Genomic DNA, 22460 nt, shown 5'->3' on the forward strand with positions numbered 1-22460 from the left:
TCCTAACAATGATTACACTTTATGCTTTAATCGATATACGTAAGCGATGATTTCGGCTACCGCTTTAAAAAACTGTTCAGGAATCGCTTCACCAATGGACGTTTGATCATATAACGCACGTGCTAACGGTTTGTTTTCAACCGTTACAACATCATTTGCTTTTGCTACTTCTTTTATTTTTTGTGCTAAAAAGTCGCACCCCTTCGCCACAACAAATGGCGCATCCATTTGCTCTTCATCATATTTAATGGCGATGGCAAAATGAGTTGGGTTCGTTATGACAACATCGGCTTTAGGAACCTCTTCCATCATTCTCCGCATCGCGATTTCCCTTTGTTTTTGTTTCATTCGGGATTTAATTAACGGATCCCCTTCCGTTTTTTTATGTTCATCTTTAATATCTTGTTTTGACATTCGAAGGTTTTTTTCAAAGTCATATTTTTGATATAAATAATCCAACACGGCAATGAAAAGAAGTGCCCCTGAGGCGAATAGTCCCATTTGAACCGTCAACTTTGCAATAAAAAGAAAAGCATCCTGTACAGACATTTGCGGTAGGGTAAGCAATTCTTCAAAATGAAAAAACAAAACGAGAAAGGTTACGGTTCCAACGAACGTAATTTTCAAAATAGATTTTACTAATTCAACAATTGCTCGTATGGAATAAATTCGTTTAAACCCTTGAATCGGATTGATTTTATCCAATTTCATTTTTAAAGGTTCTGTAGAAAAAACAAATCCTACTTGTACATAGTTGCTTACGAGCCCTGCTATCATCGCGGTAAGAAATAGCGGCGCGATCATTTTAACAGATTTTAACATAAATGTTTGGAACAACATATGTACATTTTCTTCCGATACATTCATAAACAAATAGTCTTCAAAAGTTGTTTTGAATAAAGACAGCATATTTTGTAAAAGAAACTTCCCAAAAAACAGCAAAGATAAAAACATGAGAAATAAGGTAATAGCTGTATTTATGTCTGCACTTTTTGCAACTTGTCCTTTTTTCCTTGCTTCTTGTTTTTTTCTTGGCGTCGCTTTTTCTGTCTTTTCCCCAGAAAAAAACTGTAAATCTAAACGTAAACGGCTCAATTTGACTCACCTAACAATTGCAACAAAGTATTTGTAAATTCAATCATATATTCAATTAATTCTTGCATGACGAAAAAAATTGCACTAAATACGAGTAAGATCATCAAAAAGCTGACCCCAATTTTTATCGGTAATCCGACAACAAATACATTTAGTTGTGGAACCGTTCGGGCAATAATACCGAGTGCAACATCAACAAGAAATAATGCACCGACAATTGGGAAGGCCATTTGAAAAGCAATGATAAACATCGAATTAAAGCTTTTTATCATCACTTGAATCATTTCACCTGTATGAAACAATTGAGTAAGGTGGTCAATTGGAACAAAAAGAAAACTATTTAACATGCCTTCTATTAATAAATGATGAGCATTTGTACTAAGCAAAAAGAGCATAGCCATCACGTTAAATAGCTGTCCGATGAGAGGACTTTGAACACCGGTTTGTGGATCAATCACACTCGCGATGGCAAAACCCATTTGAAAGTCAATAAAACTTCCAGCAATTTGTATTGCAGAAAAAATAATATAGGCCGCTAATCCAATCAATAATCCAATCATCGCTTCTTTCATCAGTAATAAAAGAAACTGTTCATTCAATGGAATCGTTGGAAGATCTAATGTCATCGTCATAATGAAAGCTAAATAAAAAGCTATTCCTATCTTCAGTTGATTCGGAATCGTCCGATAGGAGAATAGAGGAATCGTCACCATAAAAGAAGCAATTCTCGTTACGATGAGCAGAAAAGCAGGGTAATGTACGAATAACGATTCCATCTTTAACCAACAAACTGATGAAGATTGCTTAATAATTCATGTGTATACGATAACATCACTGACAACATCCATGGCCCGAAAACGATTAAACCAACAAGGACAGCGATGATCTTTGGAACAAACGCAAGTGTTTGTTCTTGAATTTGAGTCGTTGCTTGAAAGATACTAACGATTAATCCAACAATCAACGCCAATAGCAATATCGGCCCACAGACGATTAACGTCGTATATACTGCTTTTTCTGCTATAGATAAAACCATTTCAGAACTCATCATGTTCCCCTTCTCTAAAAACTTTGTAGTAATGACTTAATGACAAGATACCAACCGTCAACTAATACGAATAATAAAATTTTAAAAGGAAGTGAAATCATAACAGGCGGGAGCATCATCATCCCCATCGACATGAGAATACTCGCAACCACCATATCAATCACTAGGAATGGAATAAAAAGTAAAAAGCCGATTTGAAAAGCGGTTTTAATTTCGCTAATTGCAAAAGCTGGAACGAGTGCAGACATCGGTACTTCCTCAAGAGACTCCGGTTGTATATCGGCATATTGTAAAAAAAGCGATAAGTCTTTTTGCCTAGTATGCTTACTCATAAACTCACGAAAAGGCTGTTCAGCACGCTCATATGCTTCTTCAATGTTGATTTCTTCATTAAATAATGGTTGTAACGCTTCTTGATGAACTTCTTGAAACGTCGGTCCCATGATAAAGAATGTAAGAAATAATGCCAGACCAATCAATACTTGGTTTGGTGGCATCGATTGCGTTGCAAGCGAAGTACGGACAAAGGAAAGGACAATGATGATCCGCGTAAAGCAAGTAAATAAAATAAGTATGCTTGGCGCTAAAGATAGAACGGTTAATAATAACAGTAGTTGAATGGTTGTCGAAACATGATTTGGATCACTTTGATTGAACAGTTCAATAAACTCATTCATGATGCTTTTGTCCCTTCTTACTTAACAACTTCAATTGCCCAGACCTTTTATTTAATATAGACTCCAACTCTTTCTTAAAAGACTCACTTGATTTATTTCGTACTGCCTGTTTCCACAGTTTGCTAAGATTCGTTTCAATTGGAGAGATTGTTTTTTCCACATTATCCGCTACAATCGCTTCAATTTCATCTTTATTATCAATTTCTTTCAAGAGTTGAATGGTATCTCCAACACCTAAAACAAATAAACGATCACCTACTTTTACAAGTTGGATGGACCGGTTTTGACCTAAGCTCGTTCCACCTAGATTTTGTATATATTTTGAACCGAGTGCATGCCGATTTTTTTGTTTCACAAACCGTAATAGAAAATAAATAAGAGCTAATACAAGCGCGAGTGCTACAATCATTTTTAGAAATTCTAAAAATGAAACATTCACGGAAGCTGGTGCTTCTGTTTGACTTTTTTGTTCATTCAAGCTAACTTCCTCATCATTTTCTTCTTTACTATAAAAGCTTTTAACCGTTTCGTTTTCTGCTCCTGCTTCTACAAAGGAAACAGGGAACAGAAAATGAATCGTAAAAATGGAGAAAAAGAAGAAGTATAAAACTAACACTTTTTTCAATGATTAATCCCCTTATGCTCCTAGCGTTTTGCTAATCGCTTCTAACACGCGATCAGCTTGGAATGGTTTGACGATAAAGTCTTTAGCACCAGCTTGAATCGCATCGATAACCATCGCTTGTTGACCCATTGCAGAACACATAATAACTTTTGCGTTCGGGTTGATTTTGCGAATTTCTTTTAACGCCGTAATCCCATCCATTTCCGGCATCGTAATATCCATTGTCACTAAATCCGGTTGATGCTCTTTATATTTCTCAATCGCTTGTGCTCCGTCTTGAGCTTCTGCCACAACCTCGTAACCATTTTTTGTTAAAATATCTTTAATCATCATTCGCATAAAAGCTGCATCGTCTACAATTAAAATTTTATTTGCCATAATCTCCTCACTCCTCTTAATACGATTTATGAATTTTGTTTAAGCGCTCTGTCTGGCTTAATATATCCGTTACACGAACACCGAAATTTTCATCGATAACGACGACTTCACCTTTTGCCACTTTTTTATTGTTTATTAAAATATCAACAGGCTCCCCAGCTAGCTTATCCAATTCAATAATGGATCCAGTAGATAATTCTAGGATGTTTTGAATAGATCGTTTCGTTCGCCCTAATTCAACCGTTACGGTTAAAGGGATATCAAGGAGCATGTCTAAATTTTGGACTTCCGTACTTTTAGGCGGTGTATTAAATGTTGCGAACTCGACAGGTTTAGCATTCATTTGAACTTGCTCTTTTCGTTGATGTTGTGCTTGAGTAGACGGTTCTATCATTTCGACTCGGTTTTCTTTCTTGCTAAGTTGAGGGGGTTCTTCTACTTGAATAGTGTCTTGTGCAGAAGCGCTTTCCTCATTAGAAGAATTCATAAGTTCCTTAATTAATTCGCGAGCAAAATCAATCGGTAATAGTTGCATAATCTGCGAATCTATTAAATGTCCAACCGTGAGTCGGAACGAAACTTTCAAAAATAGTTCTTCATCTGGAATAGTATTTGTCCCTTCTCCTTTTTGAACATCTAACAGTTCAATAGCTGGTGGTGATATATCTACTTTTTTTTGAAATACGGTCGACATAGATGTAGCGGCTGAACCCATCATTTGATTCATCGCTTCTTGTACCGCACTTAATTGGATTTCACCTAAATCTGTTGGATTAGAGCCATCTCCCCCTATCATTAAATCCGCAATAATAGAAGCGTCACTTTGTTTAATAACGAGGATGTTACTGCCTGTAAACCCTTCTGTATAGTGGACTTGAATGGAAACAGATGGGTGCGGAAATTCATCCTTTAGCTCCTTTTTATTCACTAATGAGACCGTTGGAGTTGTAATTTGTACTTTTTGGTTTAATAATGTTGATAACGCCGTCGCGGAACTTCCAAATGAAATATTCCCTATTTCTCCAATTGCATCTTGTTCCATTTCCGAAAATAAATCATGAATATTATTTTCAGTCGTTTCTACCGGATCATTCGATAGTCCCCCGCCGTTTAATAGTGCATCAATTTCATCCTGCGACAGCATGTTAGAATTCATCTTCGTCATCACCTCGATTAATCACATCAAGTATTTGGACTGCCAAGCGATTATTAACCTTCCCTGGCTGCCCAAGAAACTTCGGAACACCACCAACTTTAATGGTTAATAGATCGGAGACCGTTTGCTCTAAACGAATAGTATCTCCCACTTGTAGTTCTAGAAAATCATGAATCGTTAATTGGGAGTGTCCTAACTCCGCATTTATTGGAACGTTTGCCTGTTTAATTTGCTTTTGAATCGCCTTCGTTTCAAGCTCTTCCGGTTCTTTTCGTTCTGATTGCATCCAATAGTGAGCAGACAGTTTCGGAATGATTGGCTCTAACACAACATGTGGTAAACAGAGGTTAATCATCCCACTCGACTCGCCTATTTGTGCATTTAATGAAATGACCACAACCGTTTCATTTGGCGATACTAATTGTAAAAATTGCGGATTAATTTCAAAGTCTTGCATAACCGGATCGATATCGATAATGGTATTCCATGCTTCTCGATAGTTATCAAGCGATTTTTCAAAAATAGTTGAAATGATGCGCGTTTCAATTTCGGTTAAACTTTCTATTTTATTCATCGAAACCCCGATACCACCCATCACTCGATCCATCATCGCATAAGCAATATTCGGATTAACTTCCATTAATACACGTCCACCAAGTGGCTCTATTTCAAAGACATTTAAAATGGTCATCTTCGGAATGGAGCGAATGAACTCTCCGTATGGAATTTGATCGGCAGAAGCTACAGAAATTTGTATATACGTTCGTAATTGCGCTGAAAAAAAAGTTGTTAACAAGCGGGCAAAATTTTCATGAATTCTCGTTAAACTTCGAATTTGATCTTTTGAAAAACGTAAGGCACGCTTGAAATCGTAAACTTTTATTTTCTTCGCTTCCTCTTCCTTTTTAAGTTCGTCAGCATCCATTTCACCAGTTGATAATGCTGATAATAACGCATCGATTTCACTTTGACTTAGTACTTCATTTGTCGACATGTCCTCTCACCTCCTCATCCATAGTTTGAATCATTATTGAAGGATAAAGGAGGTTATGTAAATCTCTTTAACCTCACCCTCTTGCATGAGCTGATTGACGTTATTTTTCACTTTTTCTTTTAAGAGGTTCATTCCATTCTCACCTTCCAGTTCCTTTGCCTCCATATTCGCAAGAACCGAAATGACGATATCTTTCACTTGAAATTCACGTTTTTCCAATTCCTCTTTTGCCTTTTTATCATTTGTTTCCAAACGCATCGATAGTTGGACAATGTTTCCGCTCGCTACATTCGTTGTTATTTCAGGGACTTCCACTGTCGCATCAACGATTTCGTCAATCGTTTTTTCATTTTGTTCATTTCCTTTTTTTAAATTGTTGTTCACAACGGCGAGTGCTGTCATCCCTATGATAGAAATGGAGGTCACGATAATGAATAATACGGTCAATAGTTTTTTATTCAATCTCTTCATTCCCTTCCATCATGTTTACGGAAGAGGTTAAGCCAATCTCCTTATAGAATCGGATAATTTTCTCAACTACTTCATTTTTTGAATCCTTGACTACATATTTTTTCCCGTTTGTTAACGTAATGGTCGTATCCGGTAAAAACTCAATGCGTTCAACTAATAAGACATTCAATAAAAAGGTTTCCCCATTTAATTTCGTTAACGTAATCATATAGCGTCACCGCCAGTTATCGTTTTAAACTCATTAATTCTTGTAAAATTTCATCAGATGTTGTAATAATTTTCGTGTTTGATTGAAATCCTCGTTGAGCTACGATCATTTCGGTAAATTCTTCAGATAAATCAACGTTTGACATTTCTAGTGCACCGGATGTAATGGAGCCAGTTCCTTCCGTACCTGGTGCATATAATTCATCTAATTGTATGCCATTTCCATTTCGATCGATAGAGCCTGAATTTGAAGACTCTTTAAATAAATTCCCTCCGATTTTCTCTAATCCACCTGCATTTGGGAAGTTCGCAAGGCGTAATTGTCCTGCTACATTCAACTCACCAGTTTTATTAACAAATGTAACGGTTCCATCTGGTCCAATACTGAAGCTTTTAGCAGATAAAGGAATTTGGATAAGCCCGGCTTCACCACTTAACGAACTTGACCAAGATGGTTCTTTTAAACTTTCAGCAGCCTCTTCATACTGAATGACGGTTTGGGCAACATTATTTAAATCAACCGAATAGCTTTCGAGATTATTTAGTAATTGGTTCATTGCATCTAATTGCGTCGAACTAGCTGGTGTTCCAGCTTTAATTGTAGATGCATCTGGGTACGAACCACTAATCGTCGATACCGCACTTGTGATTTTCGTCATAATATCCGTTACCGGTTGTGTGCCGTTAAACGTATCAATCGAATTGTTTAACACTGCTAAAGAGTTGGCAAAGTCCGTTGCAATCGTATCAAAGCCTGTTTGAGCATTCGTTACATTGCTATGAAATTCCGCATACATCGTCTGCAGCGCTTGATGAGCACTATTCATCGCATCATATAGAGGGCCTTTAGCTGGACTACCTCCATCTGTCCAAATTTTTACGGATTCGTTGTATGCTTCAAAAGCGCCTTTTACATCATTTGCTTTCTTGTATATTTCCTTTAGCGATTCAAATATATTTTCATACGGAGAATTAAAGGAAGCGATAGCTGTTAACGCATCGTTAGCTTTTTTAATTCCATCATCAGTTGGAATCGATTTTTCACCCGTTTCACCTACAACATACATCCCATCACCTGTTACTAAATAGCCACGATCGTCTAAATAAAAGTTCCCTGCTCGTGTATAAGCTAAATCAGCTGCGTTATTAATGTTTCCGCTTATTATGTTATTGCCAATTTTCCCTCCTGAATCGATATTCACTCGACTAAAGTCTCGTATGGTTGCGACAGGGAAAAAGCCATCACCTGTAATCGCTAAATCCAACGTTCGTGCTGTCGTTTGCGTTGCACCTGACGTATGGATTGTATCGATTGTACCGACGTTCGAGCCTAATCCGACTTGTTTAGGGTTAACCCCCCCTAGTCCACCTGATGCAGCACTTGCTCCAGAGATTTGTTGGTTGACTAATTCTTTAAATGTAATTCTACTTTTTTTGTATCCATATGTACCTACATTCGCAATGTTATTACCGATGACGTCAAGTTTTAATTGGAAGTTTTTCATCCCACTAATACCAGAATATAAGGAACGAAGCATGTAAATCCTCTCCTCAAATAAATATTTTCATAACCATGGACAGATTATTGTGCAATTTGACTAATTTTATAAATGTTCGTTACCGGAATTTCGCTTTCATTTTCTACCTGTACTAATACTTCCTCCCCATTAAAGCGGACTGATTGGACAGTTGCGGAATGCTCTTTTCCTTCCTCATCTTTATAAAACACTTCTTTGCCGATTAATTCGGAATATTGAATAATCGATCGCTTGTTTTGCTGTTGAATAAAGGTCATGAATGTTTCATTCATATTGGTCATCTGTTCAAGAGACGAAAAATTCGCCATTTGTGAAATGAATTCACGGTCTTCCATCGGCTTTAATGGATCTTGATGCTGAAGTTGTGTTATTAATATTTTTAAAAAGTCGTCTTTACCTAATGAAGAAGATGGTTGTTTTTGCTCTTGAACTTTATTTGATAGTAGTAAATGAGAGTCAATCGACTTCATGTTCATATTCAAACTCCTAAACGATAAAATTTAATTGTTCATTCAATTTCTCTTGAAATGATTCCGTTCGTTCTTCTTGTTTTTCATCTTTCTGTTTTCGCTCTTGATGTTGGGAATTCTCATCTTGATGTTCTCTAAATAACGACATCTGCTGCTCTTCCAACAATTCAAATCGATTGATTTCGATTTCTGTATTAGGGAGTGCCTGCTTTAATTGATGGATACTATGCTCTAACAATTCCTTTGCCGATTGTGTTGAAGCGATGATTTTGGCAACGGATTCGTTACTTTCAACCGTAAGTTTGACGGTTAATGTACCTAAATGTTCTGGGTTTAATCGAATCGTCATAGTTTGTTTCCCATCAATTGTTTTAAAATGTTTGCTTAATTTCATAATATCTAAAAACTTTTGAACGAACTCTTGTTGTGTACTTGGTGTACTTGGACTCGCTCCATTGTCTTTAAGCGTCGTTAAAGTTAATAACCATTCTCCAATTGAAATTCCCTCACCTTTCATTCGTCGATTTGGAAATAATGATTGACTTAAATGGTCAACATTTTTTTCACGAGGATCCATTTTATCCGGGTCACGTTGACTCTGTTCCTTGACATTTATATTTTGTGCATTTGCAAGTAACGCTTTTTCTAATTTTTCAACAGGATGATAGACTCCGTTTTGAATGGTTTTTATAAGCTTTGGAATATGTTTTTCTTCAAGCAATCGTTCTACCACATGACGGAAATCTATAAGCTTCCCCATATTTTGTTCATGAATTGTCCTATCACTTTTATTAACCTGGTCAATATACGCCAACACTCGTTCAATTAACGCACTCGCTTGTTTAACGTTCAATGTGTGGGCAAAACCTTTTTCTCTCCCATCTTGCACCCCTTCATTCATTTGTATAAGGTTGTCAAGTGATAATATTGGTTTCGTCGTTTCGCCTACACTTGCAAACGATTTATTCGCTTCAAAAGATTGAAGCCATTTTTCGATAAGTTGATTCTTCTCTATCCCCACTGGTAAACCGTGATTCTTCCATTCTTCGTGAATTTCATTCATTAAAGGTTGTAAAATCATCCTCATTTCCATTGTTTCCATTGATAACCTATCAATCGAATTTTCGTCTTCTTCACTCGCAAGAGCTAGTTTTTTAACCTCTTCTGTCAGCTTTAAAAAGGTTGTCAACGTATGTACGAATACATCTTGAAACTGTTCGGTTTCATGCTGTTTTATACCGTTCTCGTTTAACGATTTCAAAAGGTGGTGAAAATTCGATTCATTTCGTTTTCCTTGTTCAATATTTTTTATATGTGACGGACTCAATAAAGGAAAAAGGTTTAATGCTTTCATCATCGCTTCACCTCCTTCTAGTTCACTTCATTTAATAATTTCGTATACTTCGCACGATCCTTTGGCTCCATCTTTTCTAATATTTTGGCAACGGTATCTTGCTTTAAAGAAAGAAGAATCTCAACGGCTTCTTCATTTGACAATAGAACAATGGATTCACTAGCTTTCGATGGATTCATTTTGCTGTATATAGATGCCATATCAACATTAGGCTCGTTCTCTTCTTCATTATTAGAATCTCGTTGTGAATGTAATGACTTTAACTCTTGGGAAAGCTTTTGTACTTCTTTTTCTTTTATTTCAATGTCCTTTTCGAGTGCTTGAATCATTTCATTTTGTTCATCTACTGTTTTCGTTAAGTTTTTATTTTCTTTCTCTAACTGTTGTAGTTTGTCAGGATTCTCTAACTGTTCATTGTTTTCTTTTTCTTCCTTTACTACGTTGGAAAGAAGCGGTGTGCTACTTGCTGTTTCTCTTACTTTTTTTAATGGGTCGATTCCAACGATCGTTAACATATAATAGATAAATACTACCGTTACAAGTATGGAAATGATTATGACAATGAACCATTGGAACTTTGTAAAAGATTTATCTTCTTTTGTCATCTATGTCACCTAAATTCCTCGATACGAATATGTCATAATGGATAGTTGATCGAGCTCTTTATTCTCATCACTTTTTTGTGTATAAAGATATTGTTCAAAATCTTTTTGTTGCATTTTTTCATATTTTTTTACTTCCATGTTTTTTTCCATTAATAAAGCTTGCTTCTCATTCATTCGATCTCTTGTTAATATGACAAGCTTTTGGTAGTGGTCGATTGTCTTTTCTAAATTTGTTACAAATTGTTGAAAATGGCGCATTTCTTGAACAGCAAGGCCTTGATGTAGCTTTTCTGCTTTCGTTTTTTCTAATTCTTCTTTTTTCTTCAAACATTCGTAAAGCTTTTCCGCTACTCGTTCGAATTCTTGTACAGATTGTTCATATTCAGAAACTGTTTTTTTCTTTTCATTTTCTTTAATGTCCATTACTTTTTGAAGACGATATTGGTAGGTCATGATCCATCACCTTTTTCGATAAGTTGTAGAAGCTCTGTGACGGTTTGGTCAAACGAATGTTTATCATCTACTGTTTGCTTTAAAAAAGAAAGAATTCTCGGATATAAACGAATCGCGCGATCGATTTCAATTGATGAACCTCGCTTGTAGGCGCCGATATTGATTAAATCTTCTGCTTCCATATATGTAGATAAAATATTTCGCAGTTCATTAGCCGCATGTTTATGTTGATTTGATACGATTTGGTTCATAATCCGGCTGACACTTTTTAAAATATTGATCGCTGGATATTGTCCTTTGTTCGCAAGGTTTCGGTCCAATACGATGTGACCGTCTAATATTCCTCGAACAGTATCTGCAATCGGTTCATTTAAATCGTCTCCATCAACAAGTACCGTATAGAAGGCGGTAATAGCACCGTGTTCATTTGTACCTGTCCGCTCTAATAATTTGGGGAGGATGGCAAAAACTGAAGGCGGATAACCTTTTGTCGTAGGTGGTTCGCCTACAGCAAGTCCAACCTCACGTTGTGCCATCGCAACACGAGTAACCGAATCCATCATAAACATTACATTAAGCCCTTTATCCCGAAAATATTCGGCAATAGCCGTAGCCGTATATGCCGCTTTAATTCGCATAAGTGCCGGTTGATCGGATGTCGCAGCGATGACAACCGTTTTCTGCAACCCTTCTTCCCCAAGATCTCTTTCTATAAACTCACGAACTTCTCTTCCACGTTCACCGATTAAGGCGATCACATTCACATCTGCTGTTGTATTCTTTGCTATCATTCCGAGCAACGTACTTTTTCCTACCCCGCTACCTGCAAATATCCCAACCCGTTGCCCATTTCCGATTGTTAAAAAGCCATCAATTGCTTTGACGCCAACCGAAATCGTTTCCTGAATGGGCGGCTTTGTTAACGGATTTGGTGGGTCATTTTCACTTTGAACAGATGTTAAACCATTCGGAAGTTTTGAACCATTCAATGGACATCCTAATGCATCAACAACATGGCCAATTAAATTCATCCCAGCTTTAATTTTTAAAGGCTCTCCAGTTGCTTCAACAATGCTTCCAGGAGCCACACGTTGAATCGATGTAAAGGGCATCATTAATATATGTTCGCCCTTAAACCCAACAACTTCTGCTGGAATTTTCATGTTATCTCCAACATGAATAAAACAGAGGTCTCCTATTGAACATTCAGGACCAATTGATTCAACTGTTAATCCTACCACTTTATGAATTTTCCCATAACGTTTATACGCATTAATGGAATCGATTTTAGTAAGGAGGCTTTGATAGTTCATGGCCATTATCCTTCTTTCATAAAATCAAGCAGTTTATTTTTCAATTGTTCAATTTGGGTCTCTATGCTTGCATCGATCTTTCCAGAGGTCGATTCAACATGGACACTAAAAGGTTTTAGTTTGGCATCTGGAATAATGAATAAATCCACTACTTTTGTAAAAAGTTGTTCAAACTCTTCCTTATGAAAAAGAATGAACTCGTATTGTTCTGGATGCACAAATATTTTCACTTCCGGATAGTCTTTCACTTCTTCAATCACAGCTTTGACAATGGATTGAAACTTTTTCGGTTCCTCTGCTAGCGTTGTTTTCACTATTTTTTCGGCAGCCTTCATCGCAAGCAATACTATTTGTTCTTCTGCCGATTCAATTTTCTTCACATAGTCTGTCTTGGCTACTTCCATGATGTGTTCCACTTTTTTAATCGCTGCTTCATATGCTTGAAATCCAGCTTTTTCCCCTGCATGAAACCCCTCATCATAGCCTATTTTTTGAGCTTCTTGAATAAATGCTTCGCGTTCTTTTTGCCAATTGTTTCTAAGTTCGTCAATTTCAGCTAGACAAGATGCTCGTTCTTCATATGCTTTTTTTAAGATCGTCTCCGCTTCTTCTTTAGCCTTTTTCAAATCGTTCTTATCGTTCGTCTGTTCTTTTTCTTGTTGATCATGTTTTTGTACTTCAAGAGCTTTAAGTACTAGCTTAATAGGTTCTTGATTCGTCATGGAGTATGAGCGTTTCAGAACACTAGACAATTAAATCATCTCCCCCGCCTCTTGCAATGACAATTTCACCAGCATCCTCTAGTCGACGAATGACTGAAACAATTTTCGTTTGCGCTTCTTCTACATCACGCAAGCGCACAGGCCCCATAAATTCCATCTCTTCTTTAAATGCTTCAACCATACGAGAAGACATATTTTTAAACAGCACTTCTTTCACTTCATCTGAAGCAACCTTCAAGGATAGTTTTAAATCTTCATTATCCGCATCACGAATAACACGTTGAATTGCGCGATTATCCAATGTAACGATATCTTCAAATACGAACATCCGTTTTTTAATTTCCTCAGCTAAATCTGGATCTTGTATTTCAAGTGCCTCGATAATCGTTTTTTCTGTCGAACGATCAACACCGTTTAATACTTCAACGACCGTTTCAATACCGCCTGTTTCACTATAATCTTGCGTAACGGTTGATGATAATTTCTTTTCTAAAACTTGTTCAACTTCACTGATCACTTCAGGGGACGTTCTTTCCATCACAGCGATTCTTTTTGCAATATCTGCTTGCATTTCTTGTGGCAAAGCAGATAAAATTTGGCCCGCTTGTGAGGCATCTAAATAAGATAATATTAGCGCAATCGTTTGCGGATGTTCATTTTGAATAAAATTCAATATTTGTGTAGGCTCCGCTTTACGTGCAAAATCAAACGGTCTCACTTGTAAAGATGACGTTAATCGATGAATAATACTGTCTGCTTTATCTTCTCCTAGCGCCTTTTCTAAAACATGTCTTGCATACTGAATGCCACCTTGGGATATGTAATCTTGCGCTAGCGCAATTTCATGAAATTCTGCCATTATTTCTTCTTTTTTCTCGGCTTCTACTTTTCTAACACTTGATATTTCAAGCGTTAGTTTTTCAATTTCCTCTTCTGATAGATGCTTATATACATTTGCCGCGACATCAGGTCCTAAGGAGATGAGTAAGACGGCAGCTTTCTGCCGACCTGTTAATTTTTTCATTCTAATCTCCCCCTAATCTTCATAGAGCCAAGTGCGTAAAAGTTTCGCGAATTCATCAGGTTTTTCTTTCGCCATCTCTTCAATTTGTTTCCGTGTTACTGTTGTTTTATCAATCGACTCTTCCCGCTCTTCGAAAATATTTCGGACTTCCACTTGCTCTTCCTCTTGCAAAGGTTCTCCTTCTACGAATTCTACTTGTTTTCTGCGATTTCTTACGAGCAGGAAGATAAGGAGCATGATGACGATTACTGCGCCACCTAAAACGACGTATACCCAAATTGGGATTGCAAATGTCGCTGCTTCTTGTTCAAATGTCGCTTTGCCACTAAACGGCTGTACGGAAACAACAATCTTATCTTCTATTTGTTCATTTGTTAACGGCTCTTCATTCGTACCTTTATACATGCTCGTACGAACGATTGTCGATAAAATTTGTTCAATATCATCTACTTGTTCTTGAGCAAGTGACGTTGGATCATCTCGTTTAGGTGGCTCCACCATCACTTGAATTCCAATATCACGGATTTTATACGGACTTTCAACAATCTCTTTTTTAATCCGATTGACTTCATGATTGACTCGTTCTTCAATTCGTTCATATTCCCCAGAACCGTCTCCACCAGCTTCTTGAATGGTCACGGTATCTGTATTACCCGTTCCACTAATTCCACCAGCGTTTGCTCCATCTCCTGTATAAGCTTCTGTAATTCGTTCAACACTTATAGCGATGCCTTCATTGTTATCCTCATCAACAGGTTCGACAATGCTTTCTTCACGATTTTCTTGCGTAAAATCGATATCTGTCGTAACCGATACAACGACTTTATCTTGACCAATCATCGTTCCGAGAAGTTTTTGAACGTCTCTTCTAATTTCTTGTTCAATCTCCTTTTGTAACTGTAATTGGGAAACAACATTCGAATTCAATGGACTGTTTTCATTTTCTAGGTCAAAATAACTAAAGTTTTGATCCATAATGACGATATTGTTAGTAGGAAGATTCGGGATGCTTTTCGATACAAGATGATATAACGCATTTACTTTATTTTGATCAAGCTCATATCCTGGTTGTACATTTAACACAATTGAGGCAGACGCTTCTTTTGTCACTTCACCAACAAAGACGGACTCTTGCGGTAAATTGATCATAACTTTTGCATCTTGAATACCATCGATGCCTTTGATTAAATTGGCAAGTTCTGTTTGCGTCGCATCAAGCTTCATCATATTAAACTCGTTATCTGTCATACCAAATCCCGCGTTTTGACCGAAAAAGGAATAATCAATATTCCCACTATCTGGAATACCCTCAGCTGCTAGTTCAACTTTTAAACTGTCAGCAACCTCTTCTGGTACTAAAATTGTTTGACCATTGTCTCGTATTTCGGATTGGATCGCTCTTGCATCAAGTGTTTCTTTTATTTTTCCTGCCTCTTGTAACGATAGATTCGTATATAGTGGAACCATATTCGAAGACATCATGAAGACGGATATCGTAATAATAATGGCGAAAGCAGCAACAATCGAGCCGATTATCGCTCCTTTTTGCACACGAGACCGTCTGTCCCAAAATGACTTCATGCTCGTCAATATTTCTTTCATTTTTTCATTCATTATTAAATCCTCCGATAAGACGAATCCATTCGATGAATGGATGTAAAGTCTTAAACTTGCATTCTCATCATTTCTTGGTAAGCTTCTACCGCTTTATTCCGAACTTCAATCGTTGTATGTAACAAAATGTTCGCTTTTTCAGAAGCAATCATCACATTATGTAATTCAACCGGTTTTCCTGAAACGAAGTCGTTCGTCATATTATCAGCATTTAATTGTGCGTCATTTACGGTGTTAAGTGTTTGTTTTAATATCGTTGAAAAGGATGTTTTAGGCTTTGCTATTGGCTGGTTTGCCGTAAAAGAAGTATGTATTGCTGGTTGAACTTGTGCTACTCCATTCATCATGATTCATTTTCCTCGCTCTCATTACTTTCCAAGTTCTAAAGCTTTCATTAGCATCCCTTTTGAAGCATTGAACGCTGTAACATTCGCCTCATAGGCTCGTGTACTACTCATTAAATCAACCATTTCTTTTAAAGGATCTACGTTCGGGTACTTCACATACCCATTATCGTCTGCATCTGGATGCATTGGGTTATATACTAACTTAAATGGTGATGTATCTTCTGTGATTTTTGTCACTTTCACTCCACTCCCAATGTTAGTAGTAGGTTTCATTGCACTTTTTAAATAACTGGAAAATTTTTGGTTTTCGGGTGCTGTTACGACCATTTTCCGTTTATAAGGCTCCCATGACTCTCCGTTATCTTCAGCTCTTGTCGTATCCATATTCGCGATATTAGAGGAAATGACATCCATTCGAAGTCGCTGGGTCGTTAAACCAGAACTTGTAATGTTCAGCGATTGAAAAATCCCCATTATGCTCGACCACCTTTTATAACCGTTTTTAATGAATTGAATTTCCCACTTAATCTATCAACTAATGCATCATAATAGATTTGGTTTTGGGCCATTTCCGCCATCTCTTGATCGATATCAACACTATTTCCATTCGACATATAGGAGGCATCATTTCTTGTATATACGTTAAATGAGTTGCTATGATCTAGGGAAGAAAACGGAATATGTTTTTCTTGCGTTCGATACGCTTCAAATCTTTTCATTTCACTTTTAAGCGTTTCTTTAAAACTAACATTTTTCGCTTTATATCCAGGAGTTTCGACATTTGCAATATTGTGAGATGTGACTTTTTGCTTATTCGAAGCATAATCAATCCCTTGTTCGATATGACTAATGGTACTAGAAAAAATATTCATCTTTACCCCCAAAAAGATAATGTTGTAGAACGAATAATATAATTGTCGAATATTGTTAAGTCTATCCTTATTTTAAAGAAGATTAGAGATAAAGTCTATGAACCTTTTGTTAAAATTCATCGTAAAATTAGTTCATTTTTCATATAGGACTTAATTCCTAAAACTTTTTTATCTTACTTTTTCCTGCGTTGAAAAATGTTGATTTATCCTAATTGTGACTCCTTGATATTGAAGCAAAAAACGGATCATTGACTCTGTTTTAAATTTGAAAAAGGGTTGAAATCGAAAGTTGATTTCAACCCTTTTTCATATTTGTAAAAATGGTGTACAGAAATGATTAATGGTTTTTTAATTTTTCTAATTCCACTAAAAACTTATCGTTCAATACTTTAATGTATGTCCCTTTCATTCCTAATGATCGAGATTCGATTACACCTGCACTTTCTAATTTACGAAGTGCGTTAACGATAACAGAACGCGTGATACCTACGCGATCAGCAATTTTACTTGCAACTAATAATCCTTCATGTCCATCTAATTCTTCGAAAATATGCTCAATTGCTTCTAACTCACTGTATGACAACGAGCTGATAGCCATTTGCACAACTGCTTTGCTACGAGCTTCCTCTTCAATTTCTTCCGCTTTTTCCCGTAAAATTTCCATACCAACAACGGTTGCACCGTATTCAGCTAAAATGAGATCATCATCGTTAAATTTATCTGCTAAACGTGCAACAATAAGCGTGCCTAAACGCTCACCGCCACCATTAATTGGAACAATTGTTGTATAACCAGTTTTAAAAAGCTCTCGGTTTTCAACTGGGAATGCTGTATATTCGCTGTAAACATCTAGGTTTGAAGATGTTTCTGTAATGTTAAATAAATTCTTTGTATATTCTTCTGGAAATTGGCGGTCTTCTAACATTTTTTTCATGCGTTCATTTTCAATTTGTTTATTAATTCCAAAACCTAATAATTTTCCACGTCGGCTTACGACAAAAATATTCGCTTCAATTACTTCACTTAACGTTTCTGCCATTTCCTTAAAATTCACTTGTTTACCAGCTGCACTTTGTAGCATTGCATTAATTTTTCGTGTTTTTTCTAATAAAGCCATTGTTTTGTCCTCCTAAATTATGTAATGGTTTATTCATAGCTGTTTTGTCATTTTTTATAAGATAAATTGACTTAAATCTTTATTTTGAGCAATTTTGTTCAACTTTCCTTCTACATATTGAGGCGTAATCTCAATTTTTTCAAGTGTAATGTCAGATGCCTCAAATAATAAATCTTCTAATAGCTTTTCTAAAATGGTATGAAGACGTCTTGCCCCAATATTATCAGTATCTTGATTCACTTGGAAGGCTACTTCTGCTATCTTACGAATAGCATCGTCAGAAAATTCTAATTGTATACCTTCTGTTTCCAATAAAGCTATATATTGCTTTAATATTGCATTACTTGGCTCGACAAGGATACGTACGAAGTCTTCGACTGTCAGTTTTTTTAACTCAACTCGGATCGGAAATCGTCCTTGTAACTCTGGAATTAAATCAGAAGGTTTTGCCATATGAAAAGCCCCTGCTCCGATGAATAAAATATGGTCTGTTTTAACGGACCCATACTTCGTCACGACCGTTGATCCTTCAACAATTGGTAAAATGTCGCGTTGCACACCTTCTCTCGAAACGTCTGCAGAAGCACCACCTTGATTCGATTTAGCAATTTTGTCAATTTCATCTATAAAAATGATGCCGGATTGTTCCGCACGTTCAATGGATATTTGCGTTACTTCATCCATATCAATAAGCTTTTGTGCCTCTTCGTTAATCAACACTTTACGGGCGTCTTTCACTTTTAATTTTCTCCGCTTTTTCTTTTTCGGCATAAAACTTGAGAGTGCATCTTGCATGTTGATACCCATTTGCTCGATGCCGGAGCCTTGTAGCATATCAAACATCGAAGGTTGTTGTTCCTCAACCTCTACCGTAATGACATCATTTTCCAGCTCCCCTGAAGCAAGCTTCCAAGCTACTTCTCTTCTCTTTTGTTCAATGTTGACTTCATCTTGTGATGTTGTTGACTGAACATCTTGAGAGGTGTTTCCTCCAAATAGCATCTCAAATGGATTTTTGTATGATTGATTCTTTTTCTTACTCGGTACAAGCAATTCGACAATCCGCTTATTCGCATTTTCTTCTGCTTGTACCTTCACTTCCTGCATTTTTTCTTCTTTTACAATTCGAACAGCCGTTTCAACTAAGTCACGTACCATCGACTCGACATCACGACCGACATAACCTACTTCTGTAAATTTTGTCGCTTCGACTTTTACAAAAGGTGCTCCGACAAGCTTAGCGATTCTTCGGGCAATCTCCGTCTTACCGACTCCAGTTGGACCAATCAATAAAATGTTTTTCGGAACTACTTCTTCACGGATGCTTTCTTGCAATAACATGCGGCGGTAACGATTTCTAAGTGCGACAGCAACCGCCTTTTTCGCGTCCTTTTGACCAACGATAAATCGGTCTAAATGATCAACAATTTGCCTCGGTGTTAGCTCTTTACCCATTAAGAATGGCCCCTTTCATCAAAGTTCTTCTACAATAATATTCTCATTCGTATATACACAAATTTCACCGGCAATTTTAAGTGCTGACTGCGCGATTTCCTTCGCAGATAAATGCTCTCCTGCAAATCGCTTTAATGCTCTTCCTGCTGATAACGCATAGTTTCCGCCAGAACCGATTGCTAAAATTCCATCGTCTGGTTCAATGACTTCACCGGTACCCGATACGAGTAGTAAATGTTCACGATTCATGACGATTAACATAGCTTCAAGCCTTCGTAATACTTTATCACTTCGCCACTGTTTCGCAAGTTCAACAGCCGCACGCTGGAGGTTTCCGTTATATTCTTCAAGCTTTGCTTCAAACATTTCAAATAACGTAAACGCATCTGCAACAGATCCAGCAAATCCTGCTAGCACTTGTCCGTTAAATAATTGACGAACTTTCCGAGCTGTATGTTTCATCACAACAGCATTTCCAAATGTAACTTGACCATCTCCAGCCATCGCACATTGCCCTTTATGGTGAACAGCAAAAATGGTTGTCGCATGAAATTGTGACATGACTGCGCCTCCCTTAATTTCCCCAGCCGCTATGCACGCGGATGATAGGACGTATAAATTTTTCGCAAATGCTCTTTCGTAACATGCGTATATACTTGTGTTGATGAAAGGTGTTGATGTCCTAATAGCTCTTGTACACTGCGCATATCTGCTCCTTCATTTAATAAATGAGTGGCAAATGTATGTCGAAATGTATGTGGACTAATACGTATCGTTAGAGCACATCTTTTTAATAGCTCATTTATGACATAACGAACGCCTTGTGGTGTTAACGGTTTCCCACGGTGATTGACAAATAAATAGGAATGCTGCTCATTTACCGGAAGCTTTCCTACTAACGTTTGACGCCCTGCTTGAATGTATTTTTCAATTGCGTCATGTGCATAGCTGCCAAACGGTACGTATCGTTGTTTACTACCTTTCCCATGTACTAATACCGTGTCAAGGTCTAAGTCTATCTCTGACAACGTAATTTGACAGCATTCACTGACGCGAATTCCTGTTGCATATAATAATTCGATTAATGCTTGATCACGTTGGCCGAGCGGCTTTAGAGTATTTGAAATGGAAAATAGCTTTTCAAGCTCCCTTTCATATAGAATTTCGGGAACTTTCTGTTCCTTTTTCGGCATTGATACGAGTGTAAAAGGATTTTCTTCTACCCATTTTTCACGTAAAAGAAATTTGTAAAAGCTACGCAAGCTCGAAATTTTCCGTGATATTGACTTTCTAGAAAAATTCTTTTCGTGTAACTTCGTTAAAAAGATACGGATATCACTGTATGAAACGTCATTTAGTCCGTGAATACCCTCCTCTTGCAAAAACAAGATAAACTCTTCAATATCATGGACATAATTCACAATTGTATATTTTGAATAATTTTTCTCAATTTGTAAATATTCAATGAATAAATTTAAATATTTTTTAACATTTCTCATTGACAACACCTCGCAAAGGCTTTTAAATGGTACCACAATTTAAAAGCCCATGCAATGAATATTTATATTTCATTCGAAATTTTTTGAATTGTCTCTAACGCTCGGCTTGCGTATTGTTCATTTCGTTCTTGCTTGTTTTTAATTTTAACTGGTAACGGTTTAAATAGGCCAAAATTTGCATTCATTGGCTGGAAATTTTTCGAATTCGTCGAAGTAATATAATAAGCCATACTCCCAATCGCTGTTTCTTGTGGAAATTCAATTAATTCCTTCTCTAATACAAGGCGTGCTGCATTAATACCAGCAACTAAACCGGATGCAGCCGATTCAACATATCCTTCAACACCAGTCATTTGACCGGCAAAAAACAAGTCGTCTCGTCCTTTAAATTGATACGTTCTCTTTAACAAATTCGGCGAGTTTATGAACGTATTGCGGTGCATGACACCGTAACGAACGATTTCTGCGTTTTCTAAACCCGGAATCATGCGAATAATTTCCTTTTGTGGACCCCACTTTAAATGCGTTTGAAAGCCGACAATATTATACAATGTCCCTGCTGCATCGTCTTGACGAAGCTGGACAACAGCAAATGGTCGTTTTCCCGTTTTCGGATCTTCCAAACCGACTGGTTTTAACGGACCAAATAACATCGTTTTCTTCCCGCGTTTCGCCATGACTTCAATAGGCATGCACCCTTCGAAGAAGATTTCCTTTTCAAATTCTTTTAATGGAACGGTTTCAGCGCTGATGAGGGCATCGTAAAAACGATTGAACTCTTCTTCTGTCATTGGACAATTTAAATAGGCTGCCTCCCCTTTATCATAACGAGATTTTAAATAAACTTTGTCCAAATCAATGCTATCCTTTTCAATGATCGGCGCTGCTGCATCGTAAAAATATAAATACTCTTCACCAGTTAATGAGCGTAATTGTCTTGAAAGAGCTTCAGATGTTAGCGGTCCTGTCGCAATAATCGTCGGACCTTCAGGTATTTCTGTAATCTCTTCATGAAATACAGTAACGTTCGGGTGGCCTTTTACACGCTCTGTTACTTTCTCAGCAAATTCATGGCGATCAACGGCTAAAGCCCCACCTGCTGGAACAGAACAATCGTCTGCAGATGAAATAATTACAGAGTCAAGCTTCCTCATTTCTTCCTTCAATACTCCAACAGCATTCGTTAAATGATTCGCACGTAAAGAGTTGCTGCATACGAGTTCTGCAAATTTATCTGTGTGATGGGCAGGCGTTTGCTTTACCGGTCGCATTTCATAAAGATGAACGTTTATTCCTCGCTTTGCTAATTGCCATGCAGCTTCACTTCCAGCTAGCCCTGCACCAATTACTTTTACTAGTTGTTCTGACATTGTTGATCCTCCATTTCTCCTGTTGGAAAAAGTTTCACGCTGAATATAACGCAAAA

Annotated in this window: 27 protein-coding genes; all 27 read right to left on the bottom strand. The window is 37.1% G+C overall.

Annotated features, from left to right (window positions below; translation table 11 throughout):
- Positions 1-12 precede the first annotated feature (12 nt).
- Positions 13-1095 carry a flagellar biosynthesis protein FlhB gene (flhB, locus tag MLD65_RS00310; RefSeq protein ID WP_243289862.1) on the bottom strand — a complete coding sequence of 361 codons (1083 nt, stop codon included), beginning with the start codon at positions 1093-1095 and terminating at the stop codon, positions 13-15.
- Complete coding sequence (gene fliR, locus MLD65_RS00315; protein WP_243289863.1) at positions 1092-1871, bottom strand: flagellar biosynthetic protein FliR; 780 nt, start codon at positions 1869-1871, stop codon at positions 1092-1094. Before fliR ends, flhB begins: the two co-directional genes overlap by 4 nt.
- Before the next feature lie 2 nt (positions 1872-1873).
- Positions 1874-2143 (bottom strand): flagellar biosynthesis protein FliQ, encoded by a 270-nt coding sequence (fliQ, locus tag MLD65_RS00320; RefSeq protein WP_243290234.1) that lies wholly within the window; start codon positions 2141-2143, stop codon positions 1874-1876.
- Between the two features lie 14 nt (positions 2144-2157).
- On the bottom strand, positions 2158-2820 hold the full coding sequence (gene fliP, locus MLD65_RS00325; protein ID WP_243289864.1) for a flagellar type III secretion system pore protein FliP: 663 nt from the start codon (positions 2818-2820) through the stop codon (positions 2158-2160).
- Positions 2813-3436, bottom strand: coding sequence for a flagellar biosynthetic protein FliO (gene fliO / locus MLD65_RS00330; protein ID WP_243290235.1), 624 nt, complete (start codon positions 3434-3436; stop codon positions 2813-2815). Before fliO ends, fliP begins: the two co-directional genes overlap by 8 nt.
- 21 nt (positions 3437-3457) lie before the next feature.
- Positions 3458-3823: a response regulator gene (locus MLD65_RS00335; protein ID WP_243289865.1), complete on the bottom strand. Its 366-nt coding sequence runs from the start codon at positions 3821-3823 to the stop codon at positions 3458-3460.
- 16 nt (positions 3824-3839) lie between these two features.
- Complete coding sequence (fliY, locus tag MLD65_RS00340; protein WP_243289866.1) at positions 3840-4979, bottom strand: flagellar motor switch phosphatase FliY; 1140 nt, start codon at positions 4977-4979, stop codon at positions 3840-3842.
- Positions 4969-5973: a flagellar motor switch protein FliM gene (fliM, locus tag MLD65_RS00345; protein WP_243289867.1), complete on the bottom strand. Its 1005-nt coding sequence runs from the start codon at positions 5971-5973 to the stop codon at positions 4969-4971. The genes fliY and fliM overlap by 11 nt, the downstream gene beginning before the upstream one ends.
- Before the next feature lie 33 nt (positions 5974-6006).
- Complete coding sequence (gene fliL / locus MLD65_RS00350; RefSeq protein ID WP_243289868.1) at positions 6007-6435, bottom strand: flagellar basal body-associated protein FliL; 429 nt, start codon at positions 6433-6435, stop codon at positions 6007-6009.
- Complete coding sequence (locus tag MLD65_RS00355) at positions 6428-6652, bottom strand: flagellar FlbD family protein (protein ID WP_243289869.1); 225 nt, start codon at positions 6650-6652, stop codon at positions 6428-6430. Before MLD65_RS00355 ends, fliL begins: the two co-directional genes overlap by 8 nt.
- Before the next feature lie 16 nt (positions 6653-6668).
- Positions 6669-8189, bottom strand: a complete 1521-nt coding sequence (locus tag MLD65_RS00360) for a flagellar hook-basal body complex protein (protein ID WP_243289870.1) — start codon at positions 8187-8189, stop codon at positions 6669-6671.
- 44 nt (positions 8190-8233) lie between these two features.
- On the bottom strand, positions 8234-8665 hold the full coding sequence (gene flgD / locus MLD65_RS00365; RefSeq protein ID WP_243289871.1) for a flagellar hook assembly protein FlgD: 432 nt from the start codon (positions 8663-8665) through the stop codon (positions 8234-8236).
- 10 nt (positions 8666-8675) lie between these two features.
- A complete protein-coding gene (locus MLD65_RS00370) occupies positions 8676-10016 on the bottom strand; it encodes a flagellar hook-length control protein FliK (protein ID WP_243289872.1) in 1341 nt (446 codons plus the stop codon).
- A gap of 14 nt (positions 10017-10030) precedes the next feature.
- Complete coding sequence (locus MLD65_RS00375) at positions 10031-10618, bottom strand: magnesium transporter MgtE N-terminal domain-containing protein (RefSeq protein WP_243289873.1); 588 nt, start codon at positions 10616-10618, stop codon at positions 10031-10033.
- Positions 10619-10627: 9 nt separating this feature from the next.
- Positions 10628-11071, bottom strand: a complete 444-nt coding sequence (fliJ, locus tag MLD65_RS00380) for a flagellar export protein FliJ (protein WP_243289874.1) — start codon at positions 11069-11071, stop codon at positions 10628-10630.
- Positions 11068-12384 carry a flagellar protein export ATPase FliI gene (fliI, locus tag MLD65_RS00385; RefSeq protein WP_243289875.1) on the bottom strand — a complete coding sequence of 439 codons (1317 nt, stop codon included), beginning with the start codon at positions 12382-12384 and terminating at the stop codon, positions 11068-11070. Before fliI ends, fliJ begins: the two co-directional genes overlap by 4 nt.
- A 5-nt stretch (positions 12385-12389) precedes the next feature.
- Positions 12390-13136, bottom strand: coding sequence for a flagellar assembly protein FliH (gene fliH, locus MLD65_RS00390; protein WP_243289876.1), 747 nt, complete (start codon positions 13134-13136; stop codon positions 12390-12392).
- On the bottom strand, positions 13129-14130 hold the full coding sequence (fliG, locus tag MLD65_RS00395) for a flagellar motor switch protein FliG (RefSeq protein WP_243289877.1): 1002 nt from the start codon (positions 14128-14130) through the stop codon (positions 13129-13131). Before fliG ends, fliH begins: the two co-directional genes overlap by 8 nt.
- A gap of 12 nt (positions 14131-14142) precedes the next feature.
- Positions 14143-15744, bottom strand: a complete 1602-nt coding sequence (gene fliF, locus MLD65_RS00400) for a flagellar basal-body MS-ring/collar protein FliF (protein WP_243289878.1) — start codon at positions 15742-15744, stop codon at positions 14143-14145.
- A gap of 50 nt (positions 15745-15794) precedes the next feature.
- Complete coding sequence (gene fliE, locus MLD65_RS00405; RefSeq protein WP_243289879.1) at positions 15795-16091, bottom strand: flagellar hook-basal body complex protein FliE; 297 nt, start codon at positions 16089-16091, stop codon at positions 15795-15797.
- 21 nt (positions 16092-16112) lie between these two features.
- Positions 16113-16565 carry a flagellar basal body rod protein FlgC gene (gene flgC, locus MLD65_RS00410; protein ID WP_243289880.1) on the bottom strand — a complete coding sequence of 151 codons (453 nt, stop codon included), beginning with the start codon at positions 16563-16565 and terminating at the stop codon, positions 16113-16115.
- Positions 16565-16963, bottom strand: coding sequence for a flagellar basal body rod protein FlgB (gene flgB, locus MLD65_RS00415; protein WP_243289881.1), 399 nt, complete (start codon positions 16961-16963; stop codon positions 16565-16567). Before flgB ends, flgC begins: the two co-directional genes overlap by 1 nt.
- 337 nt (positions 16964-17300) lie before the next feature.
- Entirely contained in the window at positions 17301-18080 is a 780-nt protein-coding gene (codY, locus tag MLD65_RS00420; RefSeq protein ID WP_243289882.1) for a GTP-sensing pleiotropic transcriptional regulator CodY, read from the bottom strand.
- A 54-nt stretch (positions 18081-18134) separates the two neighbouring features.
- On the bottom strand, positions 18135-19535 hold the full coding sequence (gene hslU / locus MLD65_RS00425; protein WP_243289883.1) for an HslU--HslV peptidase ATPase subunit: 1401 nt from the start codon (positions 19533-19535) through the stop codon (positions 18135-18137).
- Between the two features lie 18 nt (positions 19536-19553).
- Entirely contained in the window at positions 19554-20096 is a 543-nt protein-coding gene (gene hslV, locus MLD65_RS00430; protein ID WP_243289884.1) for an ATP-dependent protease subunit HslV, read from the bottom strand.
- 29 nt (positions 20097-20125) lie between these two features.
- The gene (xerC, locus tag MLD65_RS00435; RefSeq protein ID WP_243289885.1) at positions 20126-21034 is read right to left on the bottom strand and encodes a tyrosine recombinase XerC; all 909 of its coding nucleotides are present in this window, start codon (positions 21032-21034) and stop codon (positions 20126-20128) included.
- A gap of 62 nt (positions 21035-21096) precedes the next feature.
- Positions 21097-22404, bottom strand: coding sequence for an FADH(2)-oxidizing methylenetetrahydrofolate--tRNA-(uracil(54)-C(5))-methyltransferase TrmFO (gene trmFO / locus MLD65_RS00440; protein ID WP_243289886.1), 1308 nt, complete (start codon positions 22402-22404; stop codon positions 21097-21099).
- Positions 22405-22460 lie beyond the last annotated feature (56 nt).

It is taken from the genome of Bacillus sp. FJAT-47783 (assembly GCF_022808615.1).
In the GTDB taxonomy this organism is placed as follows: domain Bacteria; phylum Bacillota; class Bacilli; order Bacillales; family Aeribacillaceae; genus Bacillus_BZ.